The sequence below is a fragment of the Ancylobacter sp. GW821-FHT10E12 genome (assembly GCF_058809335.1).
This window is the reverse complement of the sequence record NZ_JBXASN010000010.1, coordinates 95899-119423: the sequence shown is the minus strand read 5'-3', so window position 1 is coordinate 119423 and position 23525 is coordinate 95899. Positions and strand designations below refer to the sequence as shown.

The 23525-nt window shown below is 68.9% G+C and carries 24 protein-coding genes; 15 read left to right on the top strand and 9 right to left on the bottom strand.

Annotated features, from left to right (window positions below; translation table 11 throughout):
• Positions 1 to 77 precede the first annotated feature (77 nt).
• Complete coding sequence (locus tag AC1RU4_RS15420) at positions 78 to 974, bottom strand: NAD(P)-dependent methylenetetrahydromethanopterin dehydrogenase (RefSeq protein ID WP_492891981.1); 897 nt, start codon at positions 972 to 974, stop codon at positions 78 to 80.
• A 92-nt stretch (positions 975 to 1066) separates the two neighbouring features.
• Positions 1067 to 2095 (bottom strand): beta-ribofuranosylaminobenzene 5'-phosphate synthase family protein, encoded by a 1029-nt coding sequence (locus AC1RU4_RS15415; protein WP_492891980.1) that lies wholly within the window; start codon positions 2093 to 2095, stop codon positions 1067 to 1069.
• A gap of 165 nt (positions 2096 to 2260) precedes the next feature.
• Between AC1RU4_RS15415 and AC1RU4_RS15410 the strand changes: the two genes are divergently transcribed.
• Positions 2261 to 2641 carry a 4a-hydroxytetrahydrobiopterin dehydratase gene (locus tag AC1RU4_RS15410; protein ID WP_492891979.1) on the top strand — a complete coding sequence of 127 codons (381 nt, stop codon included), beginning with the start codon at positions 2261 to 2263 and terminating at the stop codon, positions 2639 to 2641.
• On the opposite strand, the gene AC1RU4_RS15405 is transcribed toward AC1RU4_RS15410, so the two are convergent.
• Positions 2628 to 2981: a hypothetical protein gene (locus AC1RU4_RS15405; protein ID WP_492891978.1), complete on the bottom strand. Its 354-nt coding sequence runs from the start codon at positions 2979 to 2981 to the stop codon at positions 2628 to 2630. The two genes, AC1RU4_RS15410 and AC1RU4_RS15405, sit on opposite strands and share 14 nt — an antisense overlap.
• Between AC1RU4_RS15405 and AC1RU4_RS15400 the strand changes: the two genes are divergently transcribed.
• The 10 genes from AC1RU4_RS15400 to AC1RU4_RS15355 all read left to right on the top strand — a co-directional run bounded on the left by AC1RU4_RS15400 (position 2940) and on the right by AC1RU4_RS15355 (position 13963).
• The gene (locus tag AC1RU4_RS15400; protein ID WP_492891977.1) at positions 2940 to 3887 is read left to right on the top strand and encodes a formylmethanofuran dehydrogenase; all 948 of its coding nucleotides are present in this window, start codon (positions 2940 to 2942) and stop codon (positions 3885 to 3887) included. The two genes, AC1RU4_RS15405 and AC1RU4_RS15400, sit on opposite strands and share 42 nt — an antisense overlap.
• A 1-nt stretch (position 3888) precedes the next feature.
• Positions 3889 to 5541, top strand: coding sequence for a formylmethanofuran dehydrogenase subunit A (locus AC1RU4_RS15395; RefSeq protein WP_492891976.1), 1653 nt, complete (start codon positions 3889 to 3891; stop codon positions 5539 to 5541).
• A gap of 151 nt (positions 5542 to 5692) precedes the next feature.
• Positions 5693 to 6604 (top strand): formylmethanofuran--tetrahydromethanopterin N-formyltransferase, encoded by a 912-nt coding sequence (gene fhcD, locus AC1RU4_RS15390; protein ID WP_492891975.1) that lies wholly within the window; start codon positions 5693 to 5695, stop codon positions 6602 to 6604.
• Positions 6601 to 7416 (top strand): formylmethanofuran dehydrogenase subunit C, encoded by an 816-nt coding sequence (locus AC1RU4_RS15385; protein WP_492891974.1) that lies wholly within the window; start codon positions 6601 to 6603, stop codon positions 7414 to 7416. The genes fhcD and AC1RU4_RS15385 overlap by 4 nt, the downstream gene beginning before the upstream one ends.
• 201 nt (positions 7417 to 7617) lie before the next feature.
• Positions 7618 to 8016 (top strand): c-type cytochrome, encoded by a 399-nt coding sequence (locus AC1RU4_RS15380; RefSeq protein ID WP_492891973.1) that lies wholly within the window; start codon positions 7618 to 7620, stop codon positions 8014 to 8016.
• Between the two features lie 212 nt (positions 8017 to 8228).
• Complete coding sequence (locus tag AC1RU4_RS15375; protein ID WP_492891972.1) at positions 8229 to 9215, top strand: quinoprotein relay system zinc metallohydrolase 2; 987 nt, start codon at positions 8229 to 8231, stop codon at positions 9213 to 9215.
• A gap of 387 nt (positions 9216 to 9602) precedes the next feature.
• On the top strand, positions 9603 to 11408 hold the full coding sequence (gene xoxF5 / locus AC1RU4_RS15370) for a lanthanide-dependent methanol dehydrogenase XoxF5 (RefSeq protein ID WP_492891971.1): 1806 nt from the start codon (positions 9603 to 9605) through the stop codon (positions 11406 to 11408).
• A gap of 212 nt (positions 11409 to 11620) precedes the next feature.
• Positions 11621 to 12283 (top strand): c-type cytochrome, methanol metabolism-related, encoded by a 663-nt coding sequence (locus AC1RU4_RS15365; protein ID WP_492891970.1) that lies wholly within the window; start codon positions 11621 to 11623, stop codon positions 12281 to 12283.
• Between the two features lie 49 nt (positions 12284 to 12332).
• Entirely contained in the window at positions 12333 to 13169 is an 837-nt protein-coding gene (locus tag AC1RU4_RS15360) for a substrate-binding domain-containing protein (RefSeq protein WP_492891969.1), read from the top strand.
• Between the two features lie 158 nt (positions 13170 to 13327).
• Positions 13328 to 13963: a PQQ-dependent catabolism-associated CXXCW motif protein gene (locus tag AC1RU4_RS15355; protein WP_492891968.1), complete on the top strand. Its 636-nt coding sequence runs from the start codon at positions 13328 to 13330 to the stop codon at positions 13961 to 13963.
• A gap of 24 nt (positions 13964 to 13987) precedes the next feature.
• On the opposite strand, the gene AC1RU4_RS15350 is transcribed toward AC1RU4_RS15355, so the two are convergent.
• From AC1RU4_RS15350 to AC1RU4_RS15330, 5 genes are all read right to left on the bottom strand, one after another.
• On the bottom strand, positions 13988 to 14677 hold the full coding sequence (locus tag AC1RU4_RS15350) for a hypothetical protein (protein ID WP_492891967.1): 690 nt from the start codon (positions 14675 to 14677) through the stop codon (positions 13988 to 13990).
• A 23-nt stretch (positions 14678 to 14700) separates the two neighbouring features.
• A complete protein-coding gene (locus AC1RU4_RS15345) occupies positions 14701 to 15543 on the bottom strand; it encodes an ABC transporter permease (protein WP_492891966.1) in 843 nt (280 codons plus the stop codon).
• 133 nt (positions 15544 to 15676) lie between these two features.
• The gene (locus AC1RU4_RS15340; protein ID WP_492891964.1) at positions 15677 to 16477 is read right to left on the bottom strand and encodes an ABC transporter ATP-binding protein; all 801 of its coding nucleotides are present in this window, start codon (positions 16475 to 16477) and stop codon (positions 15677 to 15679) included.
• Between the two features lie 311 nt (positions 16478 to 16788).
• Positions 16789 to 17781: a PQQ-dependent catabolism-associated beta-propeller protein gene (locus tag AC1RU4_RS15335; protein WP_492891962.1), complete on the bottom strand. Its 993-nt coding sequence runs from the start codon at positions 17779 to 17781 to the stop codon at positions 16789 to 16791.
• A 55-nt stretch (positions 17782 to 17836) separates the two neighbouring features.
• Positions 17837 to 19096 carry an ABC transporter substrate-binding protein gene (locus AC1RU4_RS15330; RefSeq protein ID WP_492891961.1) on the bottom strand — a complete coding sequence of 420 codons (1260 nt, stop codon included), beginning with the start codon at positions 19094 to 19096 and terminating at the stop codon, positions 17837 to 17839.
• 257 nt (positions 19097 to 19353) lie between these two features.
• Here AC1RU4_RS15330 and AC1RU4_RS15325 point away from each other — a divergent pair, with 257 nt between their 5' ends.
• The 4 genes from AC1RU4_RS15325 (at position 19354) to AC1RU4_RS15310 (ending at position 22475) form a co-directional block, all read left to right on the top strand.
• Positions 19354 to 19920, top strand: coding sequence for a DUF3280 domain-containing protein (locus AC1RU4_RS15325; RefSeq protein ID WP_492891960.1), 567 nt, complete (start codon positions 19354 to 19356; stop codon positions 19918 to 19920).
• The gene (locus AC1RU4_RS15320) at positions 19917 to 20930 is read left to right on the top strand and encodes an ABC transporter substrate-binding protein (protein ID WP_492891959.1); all 1014 of its coding nucleotides are present in this window, start codon (positions 19917 to 19919) and stop codon (positions 20928 to 20930) included. Before AC1RU4_RS15325 ends, AC1RU4_RS15320 begins: the two co-directional genes overlap by 4 nt.
• Before the next feature lie 64 nt (positions 20931 to 20994).
• On the top strand, positions 20995 to 21744 hold the full coding sequence (locus AC1RU4_RS15315; protein WP_492891958.1) for an ABC transporter permease: 750 nt from the start codon (positions 20995 to 20997) through the stop codon (positions 21742 to 21744).
• Positions 21732 to 22475 carry an ABC transporter ATP-binding protein gene (locus tag AC1RU4_RS15310; protein ID WP_492891957.1) on the top strand — a complete coding sequence of 248 codons (744 nt, stop codon included), beginning with the start codon at positions 21732 to 21734 and terminating at the stop codon, positions 22473 to 22475. Before AC1RU4_RS15315 ends, AC1RU4_RS15310 begins: the two co-directional genes overlap by 13 nt.
• A 260-nt stretch (positions 22476 to 22735) precedes the next feature.
• On the opposite strand, the gene fae is transcribed toward AC1RU4_RS15310, so the two are convergent.
• Positions 22736 to 23242: a formaldehyde-activating enzyme gene (gene fae / locus AC1RU4_RS15305; RefSeq protein ID WP_492891956.1), complete on the bottom strand. Its 507-nt coding sequence runs from the start codon at positions 23240 to 23242 to the stop codon at positions 22736 to 22738.
• Between the last annotated feature and the right edge of the window lie 283 nt (positions 23243 to 23525).

The following is a 23525-nucleotide window of genomic DNA, read 5'->3' as shown; positions in this document are numbered from 1 at the left end:
CCCCCCCGCCGCGACGTGCCGGCACGGCCGCGGGCGGCGACGGCGATGCCGCGGTGTCGGCTCCCGCGAGCCGATCCTTAGGCGACGAGTGATCGGGCGAGGTCGAAGGCATCCTCAAATCCGATGGTCAGCGCGCTGTCCGTCGAGCGCATCCGTTTCAGAAGCTCGTGCTGCACGCGGTATTTGAGATGCCCGATGGCCAGCGCGCCGATGCCAAGCGCCCCGCCGCCGATCTGCTTGCCGTCGTCGAGCGCGTCGATGCCGGCGATGCCCGAGGGCGGGACCGCGTTCACGTCGGCGGCCACCAGCAGCCCGTGCGCCTCGGCGAGGTGGTCGGCGGTGAGGATCTGCACGCCGGCCTTGCCGCAGGCCAGCACCACTTCCGCGTCGGGCAGCAGCTTCCATTTTTCGCTGTCGTCCCTTGCCGCGGCGCTGGCGAGATCGACGCCGAAGCGAACCTTGAAGTCGGCCGCCTTCAGCCGCACGGTATCGACGTCGCGATGGCTGACCAGCGTCACCTCGGCGCCCGCCTGGGCGGCGATGACCGCCGCGATGCCGCCGACGACGCCGGTCGCTCCGTAGACCTGGACCTTCGCGCCCTTGAGCCCGTCCCGCCGCCGCCCGCGCAGCTTGCGCTCGACCTCGGCGATCATGGCCGCGGCCGTGGTGAACGACCCCGCCGGGTCGACGAAGACGGAAATCTGGAACGGCGGGAACAGCGCCGCCCGAGCCTCCTTTGCCATGTCGAGCGCCAGGCTCGCATCCTTGCCGCCGATGAAGAGACCCGTGCGGGCGGCGTGATCCGGCGGACGCGAGAACATCATGTCCTGCGTCAGGTCGGTCATCTCCTCGAGCTTCACGTAGGGATAGGGCAGGATGGTCGTGTAGCCGGCGTCGACGGCCATGTTCACGTCGAAGGGGCTGACGTTCCGGAGTGGCGAGACGATGTGAAGAATCGGCGCGATGTCCGCCATGACGTTTCATTCTCCTAGGTGGAATCGGGCCGTTGCGGCCTCTGATCGGGGGAGAGAAGAATAGCGACGCGGGCTTTCCGCCAATCCGCCGCTCAGCGCTGCTCGTAGCAGGCAAGCCGTTCGATCCGCGCGCCGGCATTGCTGCCGCGTACGCAGTCGAAAGCCAGGTGAGGCGACGCGCCGAACCGCGCGCGAACCTCATTCATCAGTCGCTCGGCCTCCTCCGGCGTGCCGACGATGGCAAAGCCGGTGGGACCCCAGGAGCTCTGGCCGACGCCGGCGATGCCGGCATCTTCCACCCATTCCATCACCTCGGCGACCCGAGGGCTCGTATAGCGGCCACCCTGCACACCCGCATAGTGTTCGCCGAGCAATCTCTGCATTTCTCCAACGGCCTTGCCGAAATGCCGCACGTCTCCCTCCGCGAGGGCGGGGAGCGCCGACATCAGGACAAGCCGCGCCATGTGACCTGCCAGCGTGTCGGCAAAGGGAGGCAGGGCGTCCATTGCGGCGACCTCCGCCGGCCCGCTCAGTCCATGATGGCCGCGATCATAGACGAGCAGTATGCGCCAGGAATCCGGGAATGGAAGACGGCTCAGGATCGGCGGCGGCGCATCGCTCGCCTTCGGTCCGACGGCCTTGCCGCCGTCCAGGATGACGCCGCCCTCGGTGAAGGCGCCGATGCCGATCGAGGAGCGGGCGCCGCGCCCCAGCGCCGCGCCGATCTCGCGCGGACCGATCTCTCGGCCGTGCAGCGCGGCGAGGGCGGCCGCGACGGCAAGTCCCAGCTGGGTGCCGGAGCCGAGCCCGGAATGCGGCGGCAGGGCGGATTCGACGGTGACTTTCACCGCGCTGTCGAGGCCGAACCGACGTGCGGCCTTTTCGACCGCGGCCAGCGCCCGCGCCGCATCCGGCCCCGACGCCTCGAGCCGGTCGGAATGCTGGAGGCAGACCACGGTCGTCGGGCGCTCCAGCGTGATGCCGAGGCTGCCGAAGCGCCGGCCCAGGGTTCCCGCGAGATCGACGAATCCAAGGTGCAGACGGGCCGGCGCGGCGACGCGCACCGCGACGTGCCGACCGGTCTCGTGTGCCGCCTCGAAGGTGAGCGTTGTCTTGTTCACGAGCGTTTCCTCCCCGACATGGTAAGGCCAGCCGGCTTTCGCCGACAAGCGGGGACCTGAGGGAAGTCGATTTGCGTGTTTGCGGCGGCGGGCCTCCGCATGCTACCGAATTGACAAAGACGCCCGCGACAGAACGGGCTGAGACGCCTCGGAGGATGTGACGCCATGGCGACCGATCCTAAAAAGACCTTGCCGGACAGTGAGATAGTCGAACGGCTTGCGGCAGAACTGCCCAAGTGGCGGCTTGAGGACGGCTGGATCCGGCGGCATTACCGGACCAATAGCTGGAAGGGGACGCTGATGGTGATCAACGCCGTCGGCCATCTGGCGGAAGCGGCCTGGCACCATCCCGACATCACCGCCTCCTATGCCTGGGTCGAGGTGCGGCTGATGAGCCACGACGCCAAGGGCATCACCGAGCGGGACCTGCAACTGGCGAAGAAGATTGAGGAATTCGTCTGCTGGCGTCCCGGCGCGGAGGAGGGGAGCGCGCTGGAGGGCACGCCGCATGGCGACCTGCGCTTCGCCTATATCAAGTACGATTGAGCGTCCGATGAGCATTGCCGCATCCAAAATCGTGAACGACGTGGTCTGCGGTTTCTGCGGGCTCGGCTGCGACGACCTTTCCGTCGAGGTGGCTGGCCGGGAAGTGCGTCCGGCGGCGAACATATGCCCGGAGGCGGCGCGGCTTCTGCGGCGTCTGGATACCTCCGACCGGATGTGCAGTCAGTATGGTGAGGTGTACGATCAGGCCGATGCGGCTGGCGAAGCGCGCCGATTGCTCGAAAAATCCCGCGCGCCGCTCTTCGCCGGGCTCGGCGCCGACATAGACGGCGGCCGGGCGGTGCTCGACCTTGCCGTCCGCTTCGGCGGGGTGATCGATCATGCCGCCTCCGCCGGGCTGTTCGCCAACTACGCTGCGGCGCAGCGCACCGGCTGGCTGGCGACCACGCTGGCCGAGCTTCGCAACCGCTGCGACGTGCTGCTGGTGATCGGCGAGGACCCGACGGCGTCCTTCGGACGGCTGTTCGAGCGGGCGCTGCCGCATTCGCCGCTGTTTGCCGGCTCGCGACGGGTGATCTTCCTCGGCGAGGAGCCGGGGATAAGGGTGCGGGCGCATCTCGCCGATGCGCAGATGACGACCCTGCCGGCGAGCGACCTGCCGGCCGCGCTGGCGGCCCTGGCACAGGCGGTGTCGGGGCCGGCGCCGAAGGGCGAGAGCTTCGGCGGCGTGCCGGCTTCCGACCTGGTCGAGGCCGCCGTCCTGCTGAAGGGCGCGTCCTACGCGGTCGCGATGTGGAATTCGGCGACGCTGGAGGCGGCGGACCTGGTCGCCGAGCGGGCGACGCGGCTGGTGGACGCGCTGAACGTCACCACGCGGGCGGGGGTGTTCCCGCTCGGCGGGCGCGACAACCTCATCGGCATCAACCAGCTGATGCTGTGGCGGCTCGGCTATCCCTTGCGCACCGCCGTTCGCGGCGCCGCCTCCGACCATGACCCGGCGCTGTATTCGACCGACGCGGCGCTCGGGGATGCCGACCTGCTGGTCTGGGTGTCGGCCTTCCGGCCGGCGCCGCCGCCGGCTTTCGACGGGCCGGTGATCGTGCTCGGCCACCCGGAGACGGTGTTCGAGCGCGAGCCGGCGGTGTTCATCCCGGTGGGCACGCCGGGTGTCGACCATGCCGGCACCGTGTTCAGAATGGATTCGATTGTGAGCCTGCCGCTCGGCGCCTTGCGCGTCGCGACGCTCCCCAGCGTCGCCGAGGCTGTGCGCCTTATAGCGGGGGGATAGAATGCGCATCAGGCTGACGGGTGGGCGCGTGCTCGACCCGGCGAACGGCGAGAACGCCGTGGCCCGCGACGTGGAAATTCTCGACGGCCGCATCGTCGAGGCGACGCGGGAGAAGGTCGACGCCGGGTACGAACTCGGCGGCGCCATCGTCATGGCCGGCGGCATCGACCTGCACAGCCACATCGCCGGCGGCAAGATGAACCTCGCCCGGCTGCTGATGCAGGAGGACCGGCGGGCCTTTCCCGAGCTGCCCGGCAGTTTCTGCGGCTGCGGCGGCGGGCGGGCGGTGCCCACCGCCCATGCCACCGGCTGCCGCTATGCCGAGCTCGGCTACACCACGGTGTTCGAGCCGGCGATGCTGGGCTCCAATGCGCGCGCCGCGCATCTGGAAATGGCGGACATCCCCAATCTCGACACCGGCGCCTATCTGGTGCTCGGCAATGACGACTTCATCCTGAACCTGATCGCGGAAGGCGCGCCGCAGCGGGAAATCAATGCCTATGTCGGCTGGATGCTGGAGGCGGCGCAGGCCTTCGCCGTCAAGATCGTCAACCCCGGTGGCATCAACGCCTTCAAGTTCAACGCCCGCTCGCTCGATCTCGACGAGGCCAACCCGCATTACGAGGTGACGCCGCGCCGGGTGCTGACCACGCTGATCCGCGCGGTGACCGAGCTCGGCGTGCCGCACCCGATCCACCTGCATGGCTGCAATCTCGGCGTGCCGGGCAATGACGAGACCACGCTCGCCACCATCGCCGCCACCGAGGGGCAGCGGCTGCACCTCACCCATCTGCAGTTCCATTCCTACGGCACCGAGGGCGACCGGCGGTTCTCCTCCGCCGCGGCGCGCATCGCCGCGATGGTGAATGCCCATCCGAACATCTCGGTGGATGTCGGGCAGGTGATGTTCGGCCAGACGGTGACGGCCTCGGCCGACTACATGGCGCAGTACCGCAATCGCGGCCTCGCCAGCCCGAAGAAATCCATCGGCATGGATATCGAGCTCGATGCCGGCTGCGGCGTGGTGCCGTTCGCCTATCGCGACAGCAATTTCGTCAACGCGCTGCAATGGGCGATCGGGCTGGAGCTGTTCCTGCTGGTGGAGGACCCGTGGCGGATCTTCCTCACCACCGACCATCCCAATGGCGGGCCGTTCACCACCTATCCGCACCTGATCCGGCTGCTGATGGACCGCGACTTCCGCAACGCCCAGCTGGCCGGGCTGAACAAGGCGGCGCAGAAGCACACGCTGCTGGCGGAGATCAAGCGCGAATATTCGCTGGAGGAGATCGCCATCCTGACGCGGGCGGCGCCGGCGCGCATTCTCGGGCTCAAGGACAAGGGCCATCTGGCGCCCGGCGCGGTGGCCGACATCGCCGTGCATGACGAGGACGCCAACCGCGAGGCGATGTTCTCGAAGGCGAAGCTGGTGTTCAAGGACGGACGGCTGATCGTCCGGGACGGCGCGGTGGTGGACCTCGCCAAGGGCACGACCCATGTGGTGCGGCCGCAATTCGACCGCGGCATCGAGGGCCGGCTGGACCGTTGGTTCGACGAGAGCATCGGGCTGAAGGCGCGGCACTTCCGCGTGCGCGACGACGAATTGCGCGGCGGCGCCGGGCCGACGGTACTCGCCTGCGAGGGGGTGTCGTGATGGCGGGTTTCATGAGAGATGGCGCTCGGCTGCCGCATCCTTCGAGGCTCGCTGCGCGAGCACCTCAGGATGACGTGGCTCTGGAGGACAGACGTCATCCTGAGGCGCCCGGCATCGCCGGGCCTCGAAGGATGCTTCCGGGAGCCGTCCGATGATCGTCAACGGCGTCGAAATCCGCGACAGTTTCGCCGAGGCCTTCCCGATGGTCGGCACCCGGCTGATCATCACCGCCGACACGCCGGAATGGGCGATGACGGCCGGGCGGACCACCACAGGCTTCGCCACCTCCGTCATCGGCTGCGGCTGCGAGGCGGCGGTGGAGAAGGTGCTGGCACCGCAGGACACGCCGGACGGGCGGCCGGGCGTGGCGATCCTGATCTTCGCCATGGATTTCGGCTCGCTGAAGAAGATGGTGCCGCTGCGGCTCGGCCAATGCATCCTCACCTGCCCGACCACCGCCTGCTATGCCGGCATGGAGACCGGCAAGCGGGTGCCGCTGGCCAAGACCATCCGCTATTTCGCCGACGGCTACCAGATCGCCAAGAAGATCGGCGACAAGCGGTTCTGGCGGCTGCCGGTGATGGACGGCGAGTTCGTCTGCGACGACGATACCGGCTCGGTGGAGGGCGTCGGCGGCGGCAATTTCCTCATCCTCGCCCGCTCGCGCGGGCAGGCATTGGCGGCGGCCGAGGCGGCGGTGAAGGCGATGAGCGCGGTGGACGGCGTGATCATGCCGTTCCCCGGCGGGGTGGTGCGCTCCGGCTCCAAGGTCGGCTCGAAATACAAGGGGCTATTCGCCTCCACCAACGACGCCTATTGCCCGACGCTGCGCGGGGTGGCGGCCTCGGCCCTGCCGGACGAGGTGGCCTCGGTGATGGAGATCGTCATCGACGGGGTGAGCTTCGACCAGGTGGCGCTGGCGACCAGGGTCGGCATCGAGGCGGTGTGCGCCATCGGCGCCGCCGGCGGGGTGGTGGCCGTCGATGCCGGCAATTACGGCGGCAATCTCGGGCCGTTCCACTTCAGGCTGCGCGAGATCATGAGTGCGGGGGCGGGGGCATGAGCGGATATGTGCTGCGGCTGACGGCGCCGCTGGCCGCGCGGCTCGACGTCTCCGGGGTGAATCCGGCGGCGCTGGCGGGTCTGTCGGCCGGCGAGGTCGAGCGGATCGCGCTGCCGCATGGCGGCCGGCAGGTCGCGCTGGGCGACGTGTTCGCCGTGCGCGCCGGCGCCGAGGGGCGGCTGGTCGTCGAGGGCGGCGACGCGCGGCTCGACCATGTCGCCGACGGGCTCGCCGCGGGCGAGGTGATCGTCGAGGGCGAGGCCGGCGCCTATGCCGGCGCGCTGATGGCGGGTGGGCGTCTGGCGGTGCGCGGCAATGCCGGGGCCTTCGCCGGCGCCGGGATGTCGGGCGGGCGGATCGAGATCGGCGGCGATGTCGGCGACCATGCCGGGGCGGCGCTGTCCGGCTCCCGGCGCGGCATGGAAGGCGGGGTGATGGCGATCGGCGGCTCGGCCGGCGCCCGGCTCGGCGAGCGCCAGCGCGGCGGGCTGATCGTGGTCGCCGGCGATGCCGGGGACGGCGCCGCGATCGACATGGTCGCCGGCACGCTGGCGGTCGGCGGCCGGCTCGGCGCCGGCGCCGGGCGCGGCATGAAGCGCGGCACGCTGCTGGTGCGCCCGCTTCCCGACCGCCCGTTCCCCGCCTTGCCGGAGGGCTTCGCCGATACCGGCCTGCACGACCTCGTCGCGCTGCGGCTGCTGGCCCGCCGGGTCCCCGACCTCGCCGGCCCGATCGGCGACGCCACCCAGGCCCGCCGCCTCGTCGGCGACCGGCTGCAGGGCGGCCAGGGCGAGGTCCTGGTGCTCGGCTGACGCGCGGAGGCGCCCTCGTGACGCAATGACGCACGTCGGCTGCGGCGGCTCCCGCTGGGAAATGCGCACAATTGTCGAGAACCTGACGGCCGCGTGAACCATCAGCCGTCTAGGATCGTTCTAGTCGAGGCGCTAAGCTGAAACCGGTCAAGCGTCGCACATGACGGCGCCGTTCAACGAATAAGCCTAGGAAGGATCCCCATGAACCGTCTTCTTGCCGCCGCCGCCCTCATCGCCCTCGGCTCCACCGCCGCGCTCGCCGACGGCGATCCCACCAAGGGCGCCACGGTCTTCAAGAAATGCATGGCCTGCCATGCCGCCGGCGAGGGCGCCAAGAACAAGGTCGGCCCCGAGCTGAACGGCATCGTCGGCCGCAAGATGGGCGCGGTGGAAGGGTTCAACTATTCCGAGACGCTCAAGGGCCACAACGCCAATGGCGACGTCTGGACCGCCGAGATCCTCGGCCAGTACCTGCAGAACCCCAAGGGCTTCATGCCCGGCATCAAGATGGTGTTCGCCGGCCTGCCGAAGGACGACGACCGCGCCGACCTGATCGCCTATCTCTCGCAGTTCGACGAGACCGGCGCCAAGAAGCCATAGATCCAGCCGTAGACCCGGCCGTAGACCCGGCCGTGCCGTGACGGTGCGATCCCGCCGGGTCGCGCGGACGACGGCTTGCTGAAGCAGGAGGCCTTTCCTCCAGGAGAGGCTTCCGGCCGGCCGGAGCGTCGCCGGGCCCGTCTTGCACGCCGCCGCAGCGCCGGCGGCGGAATCCCCGCAAGGGGGAGACGACCCCGCAGGGGGAAAACGACATGGCCATGAGGTTCCTGCCGATGGATCGCCGCACCGTGCTCGCCTTCGGGGCGTTCGCGGCCGGCGGCGCCGTCGGCGGCGGGCTGGCTCCCGGATTGGCTCCCCTCTGCGGCTGTGCCTTCGCGGCTCCGGCGGAGATCTCGCTGGAGGAGATCGCGCCGGGGGTCTTCGTCCATCGCGCCCCCTACGAGCTGATGTCGCCGGACAATGACGGCGCGATCGCCAATGTCGGCCTCGTCGTCGGCGCCGAGGCGGCGGCGGTGATCGACGCCGGCAACAGCCACCTGGCCGGCCTGCGGCTGCGCGAGGCGGTGCGTCGCGTCACCGACCGGCCGGTGCGCCATGTCGTCAACACCCACATGCATCCCGACCACGTGCTCGGCAATTCCGCCTTCGAGGGCGAGGGCGTGCGGTTCGTCGGCCATCGCAAGCTGCCGCGCGCGCTCTCGATGCGGGCCGACACCTATCTCGACCAGACCAGGCGCCTGCTCGGCGCGGCGGCGGAAGGCACGCGGGTCGTGCTGCCGGACCTGCTGGTGGAAAGCCGGCTCGCGATCGATCTCGGCGGCCGCACGCTGGAGCTCGAGGCCCATCCCACCGCCCATACCGACAACGACCTGACGATTCGCGACGCCTCCAGCGGTACCTGGTTCATGGGCGACCTGCTCTTCGTCGGCCATGTCCCGACGCTCGACGGCAGCCTCAGGGGGTGGCTGGCGCTGCTCGACGCACTCGCCGCGCGCGACGCCGCCCGCGCCGTTCCCGGCCACGGGCCGTCGGGCGTCGCCTGGCCCGAGGCGGCGGCGGCCGAGCGGCGCTATCTGGGGGTGCTGCAATCCAACGTGCGGCGTCTCATCGCAGGCGGCATCCCGATGGGGCAGGCGGCGGAGCAGGCGGGGCGCTCGGAACGGGAATCCTGGGCCCTGTTCGACGAATTCAACGCCCGCAACGCCATCGCGGCCTATCACGAACTGGAATGGGAGTGAGGCGGGACCTGTGCGCCTGCAACAGGAATTTCGCGAAATCAGCGCAAATTCCAAGTATTTTACGCTGGCATACAGAACATCATTTCGCACCTGCAGCAAAATCATAATAAGAGAGATTTGGCGGCTCGGTTCTTATTGCGTGTTGTTCAAAATCGGTCTACGGTTTCTGCATCTTCGGCTTCAATGAATTTTCGGGGGCCCAAACCCTGGAATTCGCTTCGTAGGCCAGCTTGGGGCGAAGGCCCCCGTGATTCCGGCTGTTTCTCCCCCAGTCGGTCGTGACACGCTGCCGAAGACGAGCGTAAAACGACAATAATAAATCGGTCACGGTATGACTGAATACAGTCGGCTGTGCCCGGAGGAACGCGTTCAGGAGGAGATATACGCATGCGCAAGCTTGCCTCTGTGGCTTTGCTTTTGGGTGTTGCAGCCTATGCTTGGCCCGCCACGGCCAATGACGGGCTGATGAAGATTATAAAGGACCCCAAGCAGTGGGGTATTCAGACTGGAGACTACGCCAACACCCGGTACTCCAAGCTTGACCAGATCAATGCCGGCAATGTCGGCAAGCTGCAGGTGGCCTGGGGATTCTCCACCGGCGTGCTGCGCGGCCACGAAGGTGGTCCGCTGGTGATCGGCGACGTGATGTATGTTCACACGCCGTTCCCGAACATCGTCTACGCGCTCGACCTCAACGAAGACGGCAAGATCCTCTGGAAATACGAGCCCAAACAGGATCCGAACGTCATCCCGGTCATGTGCTGCGATACCGTCAACCGCGGTCTCGCCTATTCCGACGGCATGATCTACCTGCATCAGGCCGATACGACGCTGGTGGCGCTCGACGCCAAGACCGGCGAGAAGAAATGGTCCGTCGTCAACGGCGACCCGAAGAAGGGCGAGACCAACACCGCCACCGTGCTTCCGGTGAAGGACAAGGTCATCGTCGGCATCTCGGGCGGCGAGTTCGGCGTGCGTTGCCACGTCACCGCCTATGACAGCAAGACCGGCAAGCAGGTCTGGCGCGGCTATTCCATGGGCCCGGACGGCGAGATGCTGGTCGACCCCCAGAAGACGACGGAACTCGGCAAGCCGGTTGGCGCCGACTCCTCGCTGAAGAGCTGGGAAGGCGACCAGTGGAAGATCGGCGGCGGTTGCACCTGGGGCTGGTATTCCTATGACCCCGAGACCAACCTCGTCTATTACGGCTCGGGCAACCCCTCGACCTGGAACCCGAAGCAGCGTCCCGGCGACAACAAGTGGTCGATGACGGTCTGGGCGCGCGACGCCGATACCGGCGTGGCCAAGTGGGTCTATCAGATGACGCCCCATGACGAATGGGACTATGACGGCGTCAACGAGATGATCCTCACCGACCAGCAGTTCAACGGCGCGCCGCGCAAGCTGCTGACCCATTTCGACCGCAACGGCTTCGGCTACACGCTGGACCGCGTGTCGGGCGAACTGCTGGTGGCCGAGAAATACGACCCGGCGGTGAACTGGGCCACCAAGGTCGACATGGACAAGAACAGCAAGACCTATGGTCGTCCGCTGGTCGTTGCCCAATACTCGACCGAGCAGCAGGGCGAGGACGTGAACTCGAAGGGCATCTGCCCGGCGGCTCTCGGTACCAAGGACCAGCAGCCGGCGGCCTTCTCGCCCAAGACGAACCTCTTCTACGTGCCGACCAACCACGTCTGCATGGACTACGAGCCGTTCCGCGTCAGCTATACCGCGGGCCAGCCCTATGTCGGTGCGACCCTGTCGATGTATCCGGCCCCGAACAGCCATGGCGGCATGGGCAACTTCGTCGCCTGGGACAACACCAAGGGCAAGATCGTGTGGTCGGTGAAGGAGCCGTTCTCGGTGTGGTCGGGTGCGCTCGCCACCGCCGGCGACGTGGTCTTCTACGGCACGCTCGAAGGCTACCTGAAGGCGGTCGACTCCAAGACGGGCAAGGAACTGTACAAGTTCAAGACCCCGTCGGGCATCATCGGCAACGTCACCACCTATGAGCATGGCGGCAAGCAGTACGTCGCCGTCCTCTCGGGTGTCGGCGGCTGGGCGGGTATCGGCCTTGCGGCCGGCCTGACCGATCCGAATGCCGGCTTGGGGGCCGTGGGCGGTTACGCCGCGCTCAGCAGCTACACCAATCTCGGTGGCCAGCTCACTGTCTTCAGCCTTCCCAACTGACGGAAATCGCCATCCCCTCGGGGATGGCGCCTCCCCCGACTGACGACGAAGGGGCCTGGCCATCGCCGATGCGGTGGGCCAGGCCCCGGCGTCTCGGGCGATCGTTCCTTATGAGATTCTTAGAAATATTCCAGGTCGTGTGCCGGCTACCGTTCGCCATCACGGTGCATTCCGACCCTCAATTCTGGCCTGGTGCCTCCGGGAGTGACTCCATGACGAATTCCGCTTCCGGACGGTCGATCTCCAGCCCGGCGCGCCCGCGCCTCGCCGGACTCGTGCCGTCCGCCCTGCCGGCCATCGCTGCGATGGTATTGAGCCTCGCCGTCATGACCCTTGCGGTCCTGTGTATCGCCCTGCCGACCGGCGAGGCCCGCGCCCAGCAGCCGGCCACGCCGCCCGCCGCCGCCGCTTCCCCGGCGCCCGCCGCTGGCGGGGAGCAGGCCAGCAAGGACGATCTCGGCAAGTACACCCTGCCGGATGGCAACCCGACCTATCACATCGGGCCGGACGGCACGATGGACTGGTACACTTATTCCGGGTATCGCCGCTACCATGCCGAGTGCCATGTCTGCCACGGCCCGGACGGCATGGGATCGAGCTACGCGCCGGCGCTCGCCAATTCCCTCAAGACCATGACCTACGAGCAGTTCACCGAGATCGTGGTGAACGGCAAGCGCAATGTCGGCCATGGCACGGCGGACCAGGTGATGCCGGCCTTCGGCGAGAACCTCAACGTCATGTGCTATCTCGACGACCTCTATGTCTACCTCAAGGCCCGCGCCGACGGGGCGCTCGACCGCACGCGCCCGAGCAAGCGCGAGGACAAGACGAAGGCGTATGCCGACAATGAGAACCAGTGCTTCGGCCGGAAATGACCGGGCGGGCGCGCGCGCCCTCCGCAGCGGCGCTCGCCGGATAGGCCGCGTGGCCGGCGCAGCCGCGTCGGCCGGCCTGCTGCTCGCAGCGGCCGTGCTTGCCAGCGCCGGGCCGGCGCGGGCGCAGGTCTCCGACCTCGTCGACCGCTCGACGCTGAGGGTATGCGCCGATCCCGCGAACATGCCGTTCACCGACGAGAAGGGCGAGGGATTCGAGAACAAGATCGCCGAGCTGCTCGCCGGCAAGCTCGGCCTCGCGCTCGATTACACCTGGTTCCCGCAGGCCACCGGCTTCTACCGGATGACGCTCGGCGCCAAGCGCTGCGACATCGTCATGGGCTATGTCGCCGGCGGCGATCCGGTGCTGAACACCAATCCCTACTACAAGTCCGCCTGGGTGCTGGTCACCCGCAAGGACGGCCCGCTCGACGGGGTGGACACGCTTGCCGATCCGCGCCTGAAGGGCCAGCATATCGGCGTCGTGGCCGGCACGCCGCCGGGCGACCTCCTGCAGCGCAACGGGCTGATGGGCTTTGCCCGGCCCTATTCGCTGATGGTCGACCGGCGCTACGACAACCCGGCCGAGCAGATGATCGCCGACATCAATGCCGGCACCATCGACGCCGGCATCCTCTGGGGGCCGATCGGCGGCTATTACGCCCGCCGCTCCGAGGCGCCGCTGGCGGTGGTGCCGCTCACCAAGGAGCGCGGCGATCCCGCCATGGTCTACCGCATCACCTTCGGCATCCGCCCCGGCGAGCTGAACTGGAAGCACCAGCTCAACGAGTTCATCGCCGGCGCGCAGCCGGAGATCGACCGCATCCTGATGGAATACGGCGTGCCGCTGCTGGATGAGCGCAACCAGCCGATCGAGGCCGGCAAATGAACGCCCTCGCGGCGTTCGGGCGAGGGCTCCGGGCCTTGGCCGGCGCCGCGCCGATACGCCGGCCGCCATTCCGTCCCGCGCCCTCGCGTCCCACCCCGTCCGGCCCCACCCCCTCCCGCCGGGCGCCGGCCTCGTCCGGTTCGCGCCTTCCCGGCGGGATGCTTCCCCGCTCGCCGCTGGTGCCGCTCGCCTGGCTGGGCATGGCGGCGCTCGCCATGCTGCTGCTCGCCCTCACGCCGAGCGAGGCGCAAAGCCCGGTCCGGGAGCCGGCGCCGCCACCCGCGCAATCGGCCGGGCAGGGGGCGCCCGGCCAGGGGGGAGTTCCCGAGCCGGACGGCTACCGCATGGACAGTTTCCGCGCGCCGACACCGGCGACGCTGAAGGGCGCGCGCGTGATCGACACGGCGGAGGCGGAGCGGCTGTGGCGGGCGAAGGCGGCGATCTTCGTCGACGTGCTGCCGCGCGACGTGAAGCCGGCAAATCTCGCTCCCGGCACCGTCTGGCGCGACAAGCCGCGCGATCACCTGCCCGGCAGCGTCTGGCTGCCCAATGTCGGCTACGGCTCCCTGAGCGAGCCGATGGACCTCTATTTCCGCCGCAGCCTCGACCAGCTCACCGCCGGGCGGCGCGAGTCGCTGCTGGTGTTCTACTGCCTCACCGATTGCTGGATGTCGTGGAACGCCGCCAAGCGGGCGATGGAATACGGCTCCGCCCATGTCGCCTGGTATCCGCAGGGTAGCGACGGCTGGGCCAGTTCCGGCCTGCCGCTGGAAAAGGCGACGCCGCTGGAATAGCGGCGCCGGTTCCCCGGAGATCCTTCAGTCCATCTGCGCCCGGATCGCCCGCGCCAGCGCGAAGGCGCGCTGCTCCAGAATGACCGGGCTCTCGCACACCGCCGTCACCGCCTGGGTCCTTGTGTCGTAGATCCGCGTGTCCCACAGAAGCTGCTTCTCGGCGTCCGCCGCCCTGGCCTTCTCCTCGTCGGTGGAGGCGGCCTTCTTGAGCCGGGCGAATTGCAGGCTCTCGTCCTTGATGCGGGTGGAGAGGTCGATCTGGTGCTTCGAATAGCGCTCGATGCCGGTGAGGATGCGCGCGCGCAGGCCGTTGATCTGGTCGAACACGCCGGCGAACAGCAGCGTCAGCCTCTTGTTCTTGTCGGCGCCGGCCTGCCGGGCGAAATCGTCGATATGCGTGGTGGCGTCCTCGATCGGGGTGCGCCGGGCAGCCAGCACCGGCACCAGATCGGCGACGCCCGAATCGTCGCGCCAGGCGAGCCCGTCAATGGGCGGGCCGTCCCACATCTGCGCCGCGGCGAGGCTTTCCACCCGCGGCTGGATGCAGGGCCACAGGCTTCCCGCCGGGCCGGCGGCCTCCGCCGCCGTGGCGGCGAGGAGGAGCGCGGCGGCGAGGAGAGCCGCGCGCGGCGAATGCATCGCGGGGGCCTTCGTGGCGGGTGCGTTCGTGGTGGGTACGTTCGTGGTGGGTATGTGGGTCTTGGAGGAGTCCATGGGCGTCTCCCGGGGCGTTGTTTTCATTTGGCCGCCTCCGGCCCGCCGCGGCGGGCCATCAGTCCGGCGGATGGATCATAGGCGATGATCGCGGCGATGAGGAATGCCGCCGCGCAGCCCGCCACCACCATCGCCGAGAAGGCGTCGAACTGGACGTAGAGCGCGAAGCGGATCAGTTCCACCGCATAGGTGAAGGGATTGAACAGGCAGATGTAATAGAGCGGCAGGCTGCTCTCCTGCACCTTCCACAGCGGGTAGAGCGCCGAGGAGGTGAAGAACATCGGGAAGATGACGAAGTTCATCACGCTGGCGAAGTTCTCCAGCTGCCGGAACAGCGACGACATCAACAGCCCCATCGCGCCCAGCATCAGCCCCGACAGGATGAGCGCCGGCAGCACCGTGAGATAGCCGATGGGCGGGGGCTCCACCTCCCAGAACCAGGCGATGGCGAGGAAGGCATAGGCCTGGAGCAGCGACACCCCGATGCCGGCGACCAGCTTGGAGACCAGCAGGAACCAGCGCGGATACGGGCTCACCAGCAGGATCCGCATCGCCCCGACCTCGCGGTCATAGACCATGGACAGCGAGGATTGCAGCCCGTTGAACAGCTGGATCATCGCCACCAGCCCCGGCGCCACATAGACCTCGTAGAGGATATAGGTCTCGTAAGGCGGGATGATCGACACGCCGAGCACCGAGCGGAAGCCGGCGGCGAAGATGAACAGCCATACCAGCGGACGCACCAGGGCGGAGAGGAAGCGGCCGCGCTGGTTCACGAAGCGCAGCGCCTCGCGCCAGCATATGCCGGCCATGCAGATCGCGTAGCCGGACAGCTTCAGCCGGGACGGGGCGGGCGTATCGGTCATCGGGCCTTCCCCGCCATGGCGTCGCCTCTCCCCGTACCCGAGGCGGCCGCCGCATTCCCCCGCGCCGCGACCCTCTCCCCGTGGGGGCGGGGGAGCAGGGAAGGGCGATGACCGAGCGGACCGTTGTTTCTCGTCATCCCGCACCTTCCATGCCGCCATCCGCCGCCGTCAGCTTCAGGAAGGCGTGCGAGATGTCGGCGGCGGCGGTTTGTGCGAGCACCTCCCCGCAGGACCCCTGCGCCCGCACCCGGCCGCGATGCAGCACGACGATGCGGTCGCCGGGCTCGATCTCCTCGATGATGTGGGTGGCCCAGAGCACGCCGATGCCCTCGCGGACGACCAGCCGGCGCACCTCGGCGACGAGGGCGGCGCGCGACCCGATATCGAGGCCCACCGTCGGCTCGTCGAGCAGCAGCAGGTCCGGCCGGTGCATCAGCGCGCGGGCGATCTCGACGCGGCGCATCTGGCCGCCGGAGAGCTGGCGCACCTTGTCGCCCGCCCGGTCCGCGAGGCCGACGCTGCCGAGCGCCTCCAGCGCGCGCGCCTTGCCCCGGCGAAAGCCGATGCCGTGCAGCGTCGCGTGATAGAGGAGGTTCTGCGTCACCGTGAGGTCGAGGTCGAGCGTGCGGGCCTGGAACACCACGCCGAGCCGCGAGAGCGCGGCGGCCGGCTCGCGGCGCACGTCGTGGCCGAGCACCCGGATCGATCCCGTCCGGTTGTCGTAGAGCCGGGTGATGAGCGAGAACAGCGTGGTCTTGCCGGCGCCGTTCGGCCCGAGCAGCGCGGTGAAGCTGCCGCGCGGCACGTCGAGGCTGACATCGTCGAGCGCCTTGCGCGCACCGAAGAGATGGGTGACGCCGGCGACGGCGAGCGCGGGCGGCGCCCCGGCGGCGGGCGTCTCTCGCGGGGCGATGGTGGTGAGGTCGGTCGGCATCCGGCATTCCGTCGAGGAAGGGTGCGTGGCGCTAGACTAGCATCCCCGGCGTCGGGCCGGGGATGGGGAGGATAGGACGGCCAAGGGCCGAGGTCGCGAGGAGATCGCCTGGAACCATTTCGAAAGCCTCGATTCCGGGATCAACGTCATCCTGAGGTGCCCGGCCGAAGGCCGGGCCTCGCAGGACACGCATCCGGCTGCGCGAGGCGAGCATCCTTCGAGGCTCGCTGCGCTCGCACCTCAGGATGACGATGCTCCGGGGGTAGGCATTCGGATGGATCCGATCCGGTCCCACGACTGCCGTCGCCGCCTCACGGCACCACCACCACGCCCCAGGGCGAGCGCCCGACCGCGACCGACTTGCTCACCTTCTCGCTCGCGACGTCGATGATGGAAATGTCGTTGGAATTGCCGTTGGTGGAGATGAGCAGCTTCTCGTCCGGCGTGAAGGCGAGCTGCCAGACGCGCTGGCCGACCAGCAGGTATTTTTCCACCTCCAGCGTCTTGGTGTCGACGACGGCGACCCGGTTGGCGGGCCCGAGCGCGACGAAGGCCTTGGAGCCGTCCTTGGTGATGCGCACGCCGACCGGCTGGATGGAATCATTGTTCACGCCGGGGATCTTGAAGCCGATCTTCTTGACGATCTTCCAGCCATCCCTGGGGTCGATCACCGCGACCGTGCCGCCCACCTCCGCCGACACCCAGAGCTGCGTGCCGTCATGGTTGAACTGGGCGTAGCGCGGGCGGGAATCGACCAGGATGTTCTCGATCACCTCGTTGGTCGCGGTGTCGATGACATGGGCCATGTTGGTGGTCTCGGAGGTGTTGACGAGGTATTTCCCGTCCGGGCTGATGCCCATGCCCTCCGGCTCCACCCCGACCGGGATCTCCGCCACCAGCTCGTTGTTCTCGACGTTCACCGCCGTGACCATGTTGTCGTCCTCATTGGCGACGTAGAGCGGATTGCCGGAGGGGGCGAGCACGAACAGCTCCGGGTCCGGGCCCGAGCGCAGCGTCTTCACCAGCTTGTAGGTGCTGGAATCATAGACCTCGACGCGGTTGTCGTCGGAGGCGCAGAGATAGATGAGCTTGCCGTCCGGGCTGGCGGTGATGCCGCGCGGGCGGCGGCCGGTCTTGATGGTCTCCACCAGCTTCAGGCTGTCGAGGTCGACGACGCTCACCGTATGGTCGCGCTCGTTCGAGACGAAGGCGCGGACCTGCGCCTGCGCCGGCCGGGTCTCCCCCATTGCCAGCAGGCCCGCCACCGCGGCGAGGCCGGCGCTCAGCAAGATACGGCGTGTCATCGTTTCCTCCTCCTGGTTTGTCGGTTCGCCGGTCGGGCGCGGGCGGGGTATGCCGTCACTTGAACGTGCAGCGGCTCTCCGGCTTGTCGAAGCCCATCGTGTCGAGCGGCGTGCGCTGGTGCAGGTAGCCCTGCTGCGGCGACAGCGTGACGGTGTTGGTGGCGTGGGTGAGCAGGATCGGCTGGCGCAGCTGGTGGTCCCAGTCGCGGAAACTGGCGGCGACGCCCTTGAACACCGGCAGGTCGTATTCCGGCGAGAGCAGCTGCGCGCGCACCGCCTTCACGTCGCTGGAGCGGGTCTTCATGCCGGCGGAGGCGATGGCGAACACCCCCTCCCACGTCTGGAAGTCGAGCGTCTGCATCATGCGCCTGTTCTGCTTGAAGAAGCGGCTCTGCAGCTGCGAGGCGCCCCAGTTCTCCATGGTGGGATGCCAGGAGAGCGGCATCAGCCCCTGGGTCCCGGCGATCGGCCGGGCGAGCCAGGTGTTGTAGGGCAGGATCTCGCCGAACTCGCCGAGCTCGTCGGCGACGACGAGGATGTCGTACTCGCCGACCTGGGTGGCGCGGGGGACTTCCGATTGCGCGGTGGCGCGGGCGTCCGGGCCGTAGTCCCAGACCTTCTCGGCGACGATCTTCGCGCCGAATTTCTTCGCCGAGTTGCGCACCGCCTCGGCATAGAGCCCGTCGCCCTCGGTGCGGCCGATCATCAGGAACCAGTTGCGCCAGCGCTTGCTCATCAGGAACTGCGCCAGCGCGTCGGTGAGCATGGCCCGGTTCGGCGCGACGTGGAACACGTTGGCGCGGCAGTCGGCCTGGCGCAGCCGGTCGTCGGGGGCGCCGACATTGATGATCAGCACATCCCTGTCCTTCAGCGCATCGGCGATCCGCAGCAGCTGTTCGGCCGGGACGTCGAGCAGGATGTAGCTGTTGCCGGCCTCGGCGAGCTTCTGCGCCGCGGGCAGGGGATCGCCGTCGGTCGGCACGATCTCGGTTTCGAGCCTGTAGTCGAGCTTGAGGAAGCGGCCGGAGGCCAGCGCGTCGCGCAGGCCGAGCTCGGCGCCGGCGACGCCGAGATCCTCGGGCGGGGCGGTCAGCGGCGCCACCCATGGCGGCTGCGGCGGGATCTGGCGCACGAGGCCGATGCGGAAGGTCTGCGCGGCGGCGGCCGGCGATGCCGGCTTCGGCGCGACCGGGGCGGGGGCCTCTTCCTGCGCGGATTTCTGCTGCGCCATGGCGGGCAGCAGCACGGCGGGCAGCAGCATGCCGACCATTGCCAGCACGGCTGCGGCCGTCGCGGCACAGGCCATCCGTCTCATGAGCGTCCGTCCCGTATTATTCCGGCCCTGCGTCGATGCGCCCGACCTTTTGTTATCTGGGAAAGAAGACTAACAAACGAATTGAAGTCTTCAACAGTTAAAGCTCCATAAGAAATTAATAAGCGCCGACTTTTCTCATCGTATATCGGGGATTTCAATGCCGATCTGTCGTAAATGTGAAGGGGATGTCTTGCCGCCCACCGGCGCCGGGATATGATCCGCTGCCGATGAGACAGCGCCGAACCGGAGCCCGCCCCATGATCCGTCCACCGCCGCGTGCCGCCGGACGACGTCACCGCGGGTCGGCCGTTGCGCCGGCACGGCTGGCCGCGCTCGCCGCGGGGCTCTGGCTCCTGGGGGCGGCGGCTGCCGGCGCGGCGACGCGGGTGGCGGTGTTCGCGTTCGAGCTGCTCGACACCAGCGGCCAGGCCGGCGGCGTGCGGCCGGAGGAACTGCACCGGCTCGACCTCATCACCCTCGACCTGCGCCGGAGCCTCGCCTCCGCCGGCTACGATGTCGTCGACCTCGCGCCGGAGCGGGCGCGGATCGAGGAGGCGACGCCGTTCCGCAACTGCAACAGCTGCGAGCTGCCGATCGCCCGCGCGCTCGGCGCCGATATCGAGGTGATCGGGCTGGTGCAGAAAGTGTCGGACCTCATCCTCAACATCAACTTCCAGCTGCGCGACGTCGAGACCGGCAAGGTGCTGCGCGCCGGCAGCGCCGATATCCGCAACAACACCGACGAGAGCTGGCAGCGCGGCATTTCCTATCTCGTGCGCAACCGCCTGCTGGATCCGCCGCTCACCGGAAAGGCGGCGCCATGAAGGGCCGGGACCACATCATGAGCGACATCCGGCCGAGCCGCCGTAGCGTGCTGGCGGCGCCGCTGCTGCTGGCGCTGGCGCCGAGCGGCGTTTGCGCGGCAGCTGCGGAACCGCTGCGGATCGGCTCGCTGAAATTCGGCACCCTCAACTGGCTCACCGAGACGATCCGCGCCGAGGGGCTTGCCGCGCGCGAGGGCCTGGACATGCAGACCGTCGACTTTGCCGGCGGGCAGGCGACCACGGTCGCGCTGCAGGCGGGCGATGTCGACCTGATCGTCAGCGACTGGCTGTGGGCGATGCGCCGCCGGCAGGACGGGGAGGATTTCCGCTTCGCGCCGTTCTCCAATGCGCTGGGCGCGTTGATGGTGGCCTCGAACGGGCCGGTGCGCGGCATCGCCGACCTCAAGGGGCGCCGGCTGGGCGTCGCCGGCGGGGCGCTGGACAAGAGCTGGCTGCTGCTGCGCGCCTATGCGCAGGAGAAGGCGGGGCTCGATCTCGTCAGCGACGCCGAGCCGGTCTATGGCGCGCCGCCGCTGATCACCCAGCAGCTCGCCCTCGGCCGGGTCGATGCGGCGCTCACCTTCTGGCCCTTCGCCGCCCGGCTCGACGCGCAGGGCTTCTCGCGGCTGCTCGACATGCGCGATGTGGTCGCCGGGCTCGGCATCGCGCCGCCGCCGCCGCTGGTCGGCTTCGTCTGGCGCGAGCGCGTGGCGCAGGCGAAGGGCGCCCAGCTCGACGCCTTCTTCCGCGCCGCTGCGGCCGCCAACCGCGTGCTCGCGACCTCCGATGCCGCGTGGGAGCGGCTTCGGCCGCTGATGCAGGCGGCGGACGAGGCGGAGTTCGGCAAGCTGCGGGACTATTTCCGGGCCGGCATTCCCGGCAGCTTCGACGCGGCCGGCGTCGCCGCCTGCGCCAAGCTCTACGAGGTGCTGGCGCGGATCGGCGGCGCCGAGCTGGTCGGGCCGAAGCCCGGCTTCGATGCCGGCCTGTTCGCGCCGTCCAGGGGCTGACGCCATGGCCTTCGTGCGCAGCGGTACCGCGGCGGCTGATCCCGCGCGGAGGCAGGGGGCCGGGATGGCGACCCTGCCGCGCGTGGCGACGACGCTCATGTCGCTGCTGCTGCTCGCGCTCGCCTGGCAGGCGGCGTCGATGCTGGTGGCATCGCCGCTGCTGCCCGGCCCGGCGCGGGTCGCGGAGGCGATGCTGCGCGCTTCCGCCGACGGCGCCTTGCCGCGCAACATCCTCATCACCCTCGGCCGGGTGGCCGCGAGCTTCCTCGTCGCCATGGTGGTGGGCGCCGGCATCGGCATCGCGCTCGGCCGCTCGAAGGCGCTCGACCGGGTGTTCGGCCCGTGGCTCATCGTGCTGCTGAACCTGCCGGCGCTGGTCATCATCATCCTCTGCTATGTCTGGTTCGGCCTCACCGAGGCGGCGGCGATCACCGCGGTGGCCATCAACAAGATCCCCAACGTGGCGGTGATGCTGCGCGAGGGAACCGTCGCGCTGTCGCGCGAGCTCGACGAGATGGCGCTGGTCTACCGCTTCGGGCGGGCGCGCACGCTGCGCCATGTGGTACTGCCGCAGCTCGCGCCCTTCTTCGCCGCTGCCGCCCGCTCCGGCCTCGCGCTCACCTGGAAGATCGTGCTGGTGGTCGAGCTGCTCGGCCGCTCGAACGGCGTCGGCTTCGAGCTGCAGACGGCGTTCCAGCTGTTCGACGTCGCCATGGTGCTGGCCTATGCGCTGGCCTTCACCCTTGTCGTGCAGCTGATCGAGCTGGTCCTGCTCCAGCCCTGGGAGCGCCACGCCAACCGGTGGCGCCGGTGACGGGCATCTGCATCGACATCAGGGAGAAGCGTTTCCCGGCGGCCGCCGGCGCGCCGTCGCGGCTCATCTATGAGGATTTCCGGCTCGACGTGGCGCCGTTCTCCTTCGTCGTGCTGCTCGCGCCGTCCGGGCTCGGCAAGACGACGCTGCTCAACATGGTCGCCGGCCTCGACCGCGATTTCGCCGGCACGATCTCCTTCGAACCGGCGAAAGCCTCGCCGGCCTCGCCACATGGCCCCCGCCTCGCCTATGCGTTCCAGAACCCGCGGCTGCTGCCGTGGCGCACCGTGCTCGACAATGTCGCGCTGCCGCTGGGGCGCGACGAGGCGGCGGCGGGGACGGCGCTGGCCATGCTGCGGGAGGTCGGGCTGGAGGAGCAGGCGCTGGCCTATCCCGAGCGCCTGTCGCTCGGCCAGCAGCGGCGGGTGGCCCTGGCGCGCGCCTTCGCCATCGAGCCGGAGGTGCTGCTGATGGACGAGCCCTTCGTCTCGCTCGACGAGGCGGGTGCGGCGCGGCTGCGCGACCTGTTGCGGCGGCTGCTGGAGCGCCGGCCGACCACCGTCATGTTCGTCACCCATGACAGCCGGGAAGCGGTCGAGCTGGGCAGCCGGATCGTGCGGCTCGACGGCGCGCCGGCCCGGATCGTCGCCGATGTCGCGGTGGGGCTGGGCCCGATCGAGCGGCGCTCGGCCGCCGCCGTCGAGGAACTGCGCCGGGCCGTGGTCGGCTGACCCGCCGGGCTCTCTCCCCATGAATAAAGATGCGAGGCGTGCGGCCGGGCCCCTCATGAAAAAGATCCGAGGCCTGGGGGCCTCGGATCTCGGGGAGTCGGCGGTCCTGAAGGCGGCAGCGCCGCTTCAGCTTGCGCAAGCATCGGGAGTGGCGCGCCACTCCCTCACTTATCGAGGAATATCGCCGCCAACCGCTGGAGCAGGCCCTTCGGCAGAGGAACCGCGGGCGGGGGGATTATCTGCTCAGGGTTGCTTCCGATCTAAGCCGCGAAGGGATGCTTGGCGGTGGCGACCTGCGCGACGACGTCCTTGACCTTCGGCTCGCCGGTGATGGCGCGCTTGAGGGCTTCCTTGGTCGCCTCGTAGTTGAACTGCTGGATCTTGGCGTCGTCGGCCGCTTCCCAGTGGATGAACACGCCGACCGAGATGAACAGGTCGTCGGCCTCGTCCTCGGGAATGGTGCCGTCGGCGACGCTGTCGACGACCGCCTTGGCGACGGCATACTGGGCCGGGCCGAACATCTGGACGGCCTGGCGGGCGTCCTTGATGGTCACTTTGTTGAACAGGATGGTGTTGGGCTTGGCGAGCAGGTTCGGGGTCACCACCGCGAGCAGCGAGGTGAAGCCGTCCTTGTTGTTGGTCAGGGCGTTGACGAAGGCACTTTCCGCCGCGCTGCCGCGCGGGCCGATGATGAGGTCGATATGAGCGACTTCGTTGCCATCGCCGACCAGCGATTCACCGATCATCACCTTGTTGATCTTGGCCATCTAATTCCTCCCAAATCGGGGTTGCTCATGAGAGGGACGGGGCGCCCCTCTCCGATGTCCCGGCTATCTTTGTTGCAGCGTTTGAAACACCAAACCGGTTGGCCCGATAGCGCGACCAGACACGTCACGGTCGAGAGACTAGTGCCGCTTCTCGACTTCCTGCAAGGGAATCTTCGTTGGAATCGCTGCTTTTGCGCCGGTTTCCGGCGGCGTCCCGCCACGGCCGGGCGGGGAGGGCGGCCGCTCGCGACACTCGGCCGCGCCTCGCGGCGCTGGTCAGGCT